This is a genomic window from Bradyrhizobium retamae, assembly GCF_001440415.1.
In the GTDB taxonomy this organism is placed as follows: domain Bacteria; phylum Pseudomonadota; class Alphaproteobacteria; order Rhizobiales; family Xanthobacteraceae; genus Bradyrhizobium; species Bradyrhizobium retamae.
On record NZ_LLYA01000225.1, the window covers coordinates 220,367 to 226,788 of the forward strand.

Here is a 6,422-nt window from a genome sequence, read left to right on the forward strand (position 1 = left end):
GCGACCTTCGCCGGAGCGACACCATTGCCCGCGACTACCGTCGGACGAGCGCGCCGCTGTCCGGAGCGATCCACATGGCCACGAGAGCATGATCTGCGCAGTGCGAACCGTCGTCCCAATTGTTCGGCTATCCGTGCAAGCGAAGCTCTTCGTCGAGCAGGATAGCGAAAGCATCACAAAGGAGATCGCGGTCGTACGAGTGCTGCAGCGATCGCGGCGATAAGCGGTCTGACGCTGCTTCGAGCGGAAGAGGCGGCGGAATGCGTGACCGCTGGTCCTACGTGTTGCTCGCGGAAGAATTGCGCCCGGTCGTGGAAGAGCCAAAGCGCGACGCGCCGGAGCTTTTTCGCCGCATGCTTTTCAATGCGCTGATCTCGAATATCGACGACCACCCACGCAACCACGCGATTATCGCGAAGGACCGCCACTGGAAGCTTTCGCCGGCCTATGATCTCGCACCGTCTCCTGTCATCGCGCAGGAGCGGCGCGATCTTGCGATGGATGCGGGCGACCAGGGGCGGTTCGCGAACGCGAAAAATCTTCTGTCGCAACGCGCGCGATTTCTCCAGGAAGAGGAAGAAGCGAAAGCGATCGTCGCGGACATGACCGAAAAAGTGCGCGCGACCTGGTACGATACTGTCCAAGCCAAGGGCGTCACAGAAAAGGACGCGGAAACCATTCGGGGCGCTTTCGTCTATGAAGGTTTTTCGCGCTGAGTGAACGCGCAATACGCGTAAACAGGTTTCGCTCCGTTACGAGAGGACGCCTTTCGCCAGCTAATCGAAGATGTCCGACGTGAGCGTGAGCGCGCGAATCTTCCAAAAAAGCGTAGTGGCTGGCGAACGCGATCGTCCCGACGTCGCAAGGCGGCGAGCCCAGTGGATCAAATATCAAGATCGCATCGAGCCTGAGCGCCTGGTTTTCATCGACGAGACTTGGACCAGAACCGATATGGCCGCATTACGGGAATGGGCACCGCGTGGTCGCAGGCTTCTCGCCAAGGTTCCACACGGCCGCTGGAAGACCATGACCTTCCTGGCCGCCTTACGCCATGACCGGATCGACCCAATCGACGTCGGCCAAGCTGAATTCGCTCCACTTGGCTTCGCCATATGAGGCAGATCAGATGTCCATGTTGCGCAGGCGCTGACGATTGCGCAGCACGATCTGCCGGGCGCCGGAAAAGCCCAGCACGCCTTCGTCGTTCAACTGCGACAGTGCGCGCGAGACCGTCTCCAACGTGAGCCCAAGATAGTCGCCGATGTCGCGGCGGCACATCGGCAGCGCCATCATGCCGGCGACTGCAAGGCGACGATCCATCTCCAGGAGGAAGTTGGCGACCCGCTCCATCGCGCTCTTGCGACTGAGCAGCAGCATTTCCTCGGCGTGCTTGAGATCGCCCGCCGTCATGGTCCAAAGCTTGTGGGCGACCTGGACGTTAGTGCCGGCGACCTGTTCGAGGCTGCGGCGCCTTACCAGGCGCACGGTGGTGTCGATGATGGCTTCGGCGGCCAAGCGGTGCTTGGTGCCGGATACCAGCCCGAACACGTCACCGGACAAATGGAACGCACCGATCTGCCGGCTGCCGTCGGACAACAGCTTGTAGGTGCGCACGGCGCCGCGGATCACCTGGTAGACATATTCGGCGGGCTCATCCTTGCCATAGATTTCTTCGTCATTGCGGTAGGTGAACTCAGTGGCGATCAGGCCGGCGTGGCTCGAGAGGCCGCAGAACGGTTTGGAAGGCGCAAACGCGCTAGGAGCGGGCCTGTTGATGTTGAGGGAAGGGGCGGATGGGGTGAGCATAAGCCATCTCCTTTGCGGCGAATGGCGCGTTGGTAAACCGACCAACCGAGCCCGAAAATACCGCTCCATGCCTTAAGGGTGATGCCCTACGTAGAGTCCCGGAGCGATGGGATTTTTACGGCGCTCAGAGCTGGGGATCACCGTTGATCGCGTCCCAGATGCGGGAGGAAAGGCTGTCCTCAATATGGGGCTTGATGAGGACGTGACGGATGCCGGCGGTGGCTGCCTTGGCCGGAATAGACGCGTCGGGGTAACCGGTGATGAGAATGATCGGCGTGTCGGCTTCGCGCCGGCGCAAGAGGCCAGCAAGGTCAATACCGCTCATGCCCGGCATCTTGTAGTCGATCACCAAACAATCGGCACCGCCCACGGTCATGGCGTTCAAGAGCGCTTCGGCGCTGCGGAACGTGCCGACACAGAAGCCGTCGGTTTCCAGGAGAAATTGGAGCGATCTGAGCACGTCGGTGTCATCATCGACGACGTAAACGAGTGGCATTCTGGGAGATGAGGGCATCACACGCTCTATGGGCTTTCTGACCGGGCATCTGGTCCATCGCGCATTTATAAGGTCCTCCGAATGGAGTCAGTTGATTCAGCTCAATTTTTCAGCACTCCCGCCCGCATGGCGAGGCCGACGAGTTCGGAAAGGCTGGACGCCTGCATCTTGGTCATCAACTTGGCCCGGTAGACCTCGATGGTGCGCGGACTGATATTGTAGTCGCGAGCGATCATCTTGTTGGAGAGGCCGGCCACCAATCCGTCCATCACCTGCCGCTCGCGCGCTCAGCGAAGAGACCCGCGCCTGCGTCATCCCCTCGTCGCGGGCGCCGGCCTCAGCCTGCCGGAGCGCGGCGTCGATCATCGCGACCAGGCGGTCATCCTCGAACGGCTTTTCCAGGAAATCGACGGCGCCGAACTTCATCGCCTCGACAGCCAGGGGGACATCGCCATGGCCGGCAATGATGATGATGGGCAAGGTGGCACGGCTCGCCTTGACGCGCTTCAACAGCTCGATTCCGTCGATACCCGGCATACGGATATCCGAGGCCACGCAACCGAATTGGATTGTGGGCAAAGTCGGACGCGAAGAGATCAATTTTTTGTAGCAGCCGCGGAGATGCGCGTCGTGAGCCCCGTAAAGCGACAGTGCTCGCGCGAACCCGTCGATCGTGCACGGGTCGCACCTAGTGGTGGTCGCGCTTGCGACGCTGCGCGTCGAATTCCCCAGAAGGTGAGGTGATCCGGCACCCTGCGCGATTCTTGCAGGGCTGATCGCAGGGTGATTAATGAAAGGCATCTTGTCATGAATGAGCAATGGATGCAGCCGAATACCGCCTATGCGATCTGCGGCTTCTACGACATCCCAAACCAGCAAGCCATGGGCTTCCATCTCATGATCATCGACGAGGACGGAAGCCATAGGCCGTGGTCCATTGTTGTGGTGCGCTGGGGCAAGCGGGTGTTTGGCTATCTCAATAAATGCCCGCATAACCGGGTCAACCTGGACTTGGAACGTAACTAGTTCCTCGATCCCAAGGGCATCCGGCTGATGCGCAGTAAGCACGGCTCGACCTTCGAGCTCGGCACCGGCCGCTGCGTTGATGGCCGGTGCAAGGGCAGCGGGCTCACGCCGGTCGCGTTGACGGTGCTGGACGGCGACATCTGCGTCACCGGCGTGCGGCTTGTTGTAGGACGAGAACGGATCCCACCGGCGAGAGCTGAACCAGCGCTCAGACCGGCCGGTTCTCGTTGCGGTTTTTGACGGGCCCCATCCTCTTCAGCCCGTCTTCGTAGGAGATCTCGTCATAGGATGCATCGACATTCCTGGCCGCGTCGAGCAAGTAATCGAGCCTGCCGCCCGCATCGAGCTCCTTGATGTCGTTCTTGTTGACCCCGACCAGGTCCATCATCTCCTTCCAGACAGTGGATTCATCGCACGGCAGCACGTGGAAGGTGATATCACCGAGTTTGGTTCGGTATTTCGCCAACAGGTCTATGTTGTTGCAAAACATGAAGTAGCTGCCACCAGGGCTTAGCGCGCCGTCAAGAACGTTTGCGATATCAGCAAGATAAGCGAAGCAGTGCAGATAGCCGGCCAGCACCGGAATGTTGCTTTCGCCTTCCTGCGCGACCATCAGCACCTGCTCGATCGAATAGTGGGGCGGCCGCTTCTCGTCCGCGACCTGGGTCTGGAATTTTAGTGCGATATCGCCGCGAAAGCCGAACCGGCCCTGCTTGGTGGTCCCGCCCTTGAATATGGCATTGAGCAGGCGCCCCTCCTTGTCCAGCCGGCCTAGCGCGGTGTTCTCGATTGCAGTCATGAAAATCGTCCTCGATCTAAGCTCATCACCGGACACCTCGGCCGGCGCAACACGTGCAATGCAAATTGTTTGCCGCCGCGACTGGAATGGTTCATCCGCGTAACACTTAAAGAAAACACGCAAGCGCGCCGCGATCCCTCGAAGAGCCTCGTCAGGAACCCGACACGGGTCGCAAAGCCACTCTGCGCGATTCGAAAAAGACAGGAACTATCAAGCGCGCGCTGGCATGCAGCTTGCGAATTCGCAAGCAATCGACTGATGCAAAGGAAGGGTGAGCCACAAGCAACCTGACGGATAGCGTAATGGATGCAGTCAAGACCGCGATCTCAACGTCGGCGCAGCCGGCGAGCGGGCAGTCATTGTTGCTTCGGCCTCGTCGCGGCGGTTCGCGTTCACGGACCGCCTCGCTGCTCATCAATCATAGACGCGTCGTCGACACCCGGCGCATGCGGGAGTTGGCGCAGCCCTTGGCGGGTGATCTTCCTCCCTTCGCTTTCATTCAGACCCCGCAGCCATCGCTCCGGCCCCACCCAAGAGCTTCACGTTGAGGCGGCCGCCGGTGAACAGCATGTCGTCGAGCGCTTCCTCGATGTCAGCTGTGGTCACTGAGTTTCCGCCGTCACGAGCGATGCATGATTGCGCAATGCGCCGCATCAGCTCCTTAATGAAAGCGGCGCTGACGCCCTCAGTGCGGCGCACCGTCTCGGCTACGATCTTCGCCTCAAGCGGCAGGCCCATGCCGTAAAGCCGGATCAGCTTGTCGCGGCCGGTCGTATCAGGCAGCGGCATCTCGATCGCCTGGTCGATGCGGCCGGGGCGACCGGCCAGGGCGCCCTCGAGTTGCTCGGGGCGGTTGGTGGTGAGCACGAAGAGGATGTCAGCGTCTTCCTTCAAGCCGTCCATTTCATTTAGGAGCTTGTTCAGCGCGGCCTCCTCACATGATGTCAAGTCGTCGCGCTTGCTGGCGATCAGATCGACATCCTCGATCACCACCATGGTAGGCTGCAGCAGGCGCGCGAGCGCCATATAGGCGCTCAGCTCACCGACCTCTTCGGCGGTGATGATTAGCGTGGTGTGTCCCGGTAGGTTGGTGGCGAGATAGCGGATGGTGTGGGTCTTACCGGTGCCGGGCGGGCCATAGAGCAGGATGCCCTTGCGGGTCGACTGGCCGAATCGGCGGAGTGCGCCGCGCGTGGCGACAAAACTCAACACGTTGCGATCGAGCAATTTGATAGCCTGTTCCCGCAGGATCACGTCCTCGCGCCTCACTGGTGCCAATCGATGCACCATGATGCCTCTTGAGCGGCCGCTGTAATCCGCACCTTTCTCGAATGAGAGGATCTTGCCGCGATAAGAACGTGCCGCGTGCACCGCCCGTTCCAGTTCGTCAAAGCTGCGCTGAACAAAGGCTTCGCCGCCAGACCCCGCAGGGGCAGCGATTTCAATCCGGATCCTCGACTCTTGCTTGAACTCGAACTCAGTAGAGAGCACGACGGCATAGAAAAATTCGCTCGCCCGGCAAAGCCACAGTCCATTGTACAGGCATTTGACCGGCGCCGTCTCGCCAGTATCAACCTGGTGATATTGCGGCGGCACCAGCGAAACCGCATGCTTTCCACGCTGTTTCATCCGAGCGAATGAAAGCGTCTCGTACCTATGTTCTTCATAGGCGCCGAAGAAGCGGACCGGATCGGCGAATAGCTTATCGATCGCGACCTGAACATCGGCCTGCATGTGGCCCGGGAATTGCCGCACAGTAGTGACGAGTTCGCTCGGCGGTATATTGGTGAAGTGCCACTCAAGCGCTTCGAAGGCATATTCGAATTGCACGTCGGACAGGTCGGGGCCGTCCGCTTCGCCCGCGGCTTCGCCCGTGATCAGCAGGTGACATCCTTCAGCTCGGATACGCTCTTGCGCCGCCTCGAGGAGCGCCTTTGCGACTGAGGGAGGATAGCGTCCGCAGACGGCCTTGCCATGCTGCAAGACGAGTTTGGCGAGCCTAATGGCATCCCGCTCCTGTTTGTCGAATACCTCGCGCAGCAGGCGTACCACGAAACCGAGAGTCGTCTTGTCGTCATTGTGCAAAACAAGCTGAATGGGCGGACCGCCTGCGCAGATCTTGTCCACAAAGACCCCCGGTGCGTGTTCTAGTTGTTCCGCAGTGTTCGTCATGAAAGTGGTCTCCGATCTAAGCTCATCACCGGACACTTCGGCCGGCTTAGACACGCAATGCAAATTGCTTGCCGCCGCGTTCCTTACGCTTCATCGGCGGAATCCATAAAGAAAGACACGCAA

The 6,422-nt window shown here is 60.1% G+C and carries 5 protein-coding genes and 3 pseudogenes; 3 read left to right on the forward strand and 5 right to left on the reverse strand.

The window, feature by feature from the left end:
- The first annotated feature begins 260 nt into the window (after positions 1–260).
- Together CQ13_RS39555 and CQ13_RS39560 are read left to right on the forward strand one after the other, a co-directional pair.
- Positions 261–716 carry a HipA domain-containing protein gene (locus CQ13_RS39555; protein ID WP_057848152.1) on the forward strand — a complete coding sequence of 152 codons (456 nt, stop codon included), beginning with the start codon at positions 261–263 and terminating at the stop codon, positions 714–716.
- 100 nt (positions 717–816) lie between these two features.
- Positions 817–1,062, forward strand: a pseudogene (locus CQ13_RS39560) (IS630 family transposase); the annotation flags it as partial.
- A gap of 60 nt (positions 1,063–1,122) precedes the next feature.
- Here CQ13_RS39560 and CQ13_RS39565 read toward each other — a convergent pair.
- The 3 genes and pseudogenes from CQ13_RS39565 to CQ13_RS39575 all read right to left on the reverse strand — a co-directional run.
- Positions 1,123–1,806, reverse strand: a complete 684-nt coding sequence (locus CQ13_RS39565; RefSeq protein WP_057848154.1) for a helix-turn-helix domain-containing protein — start codon at positions 1,804–1,806, stop codon at positions 1,123–1,125.
- Positions 1,807–1,930: 124 nt separating this feature from the next.
- Positions 1,931–2,320 carry a response regulator gene (locus tag CQ13_RS39570; RefSeq protein WP_057848155.1) on the reverse strand — a complete coding sequence of 130 codons (390 nt, stop codon included), beginning with the start codon at positions 2,318–2,320 and terminating at the stop codon, positions 1,931–1,933.
- Positions 2,321–2,403: 83 nt separating this feature from the next.
- Positions 2,404–2,881, reverse strand: a pseudogene (locus tag CQ13_RS39575) (LuxR C-terminal-related transcriptional regulator); the annotation flags it as partial.
- 243 nt (positions 2,882–3,124) lie between these two features.
- Here CQ13_RS39575 and CQ13_RS39580 point away from each other — a divergent pair.
- Positions 3,125–3,568 (forward strand): annotated as a pseudogene (locus CQ13_RS39580) (Rieske (2Fe-2S) protein).
- Here the strand turns inward: CQ13_RS39580 and CQ13_RS39585 are convergent.
- Positions 3,537–4,127 carry a hypothetical protein gene (locus CQ13_RS39585; protein ID WP_057848156.1) on the reverse strand — a complete coding sequence of 197 codons (591 nt, stop codon included), beginning with the start codon at positions 4,125–4,127 and terminating at the stop codon, positions 3,537–3,539. The pseudogene CQ13_RS39580 and the gene CQ13_RS39585 overlap by 32 nt on opposite strands.
- A 495-nt stretch (positions 4,128–4,622) precedes the next feature.
- The gene (locus CQ13_RS39590; protein WP_082637906.1) at positions 4,623–6,299 is read right to left on the reverse strand and encodes an ATP-dependent Clp protease adaptor ClpS; all 1,677 of its coding nucleotides are present in this window, start codon (positions 6,297–6,299) and stop codon (positions 4,623–4,625) included.
- Between the last annotated feature and the right edge of the window lie 123 nt (positions 6,300–6,422).

Excerpts from the sequence above, each read along its gene's own strand:
- CQ13_RS39555 (WP_057848152.1), top strand. The coding sequence starts at position 261 with ATGCGTGACCGCTGGTCCTACGTGTTGCTCGCGGAAGAATTGCGCCCG.
- CQ13_RS39585 (WP_057848156.1), bottom strand. The coding sequence starts at position 4,127 with ATGACTGCAATCGAGAACACCGCGCTAGGCCGGCTGGACAAGGAGGGG.
- CQ13_RS39590 (WP_082637906.1), bottom strand. The coding sequence starts at position 6,299 with ATGACGAACACTGCGGAACAACTAGAACACGCACCGGGGGTCTTTGTG.
- CQ13_RS39565 (WP_057848154.1), bottom strand. The coding sequence starts at position 1,806 with ATGCTCACCCCATCCGCCCCTTCCCTCAACATCAACAGGCCCGCTCCT.
- CQ13_RS39570 (WP_057848155.1), bottom strand. The coding sequence starts at position 2,320 with ATGCCCTCATCTCCCAGAATGCCACTCGTTTACGTCGTCGATGATGAC.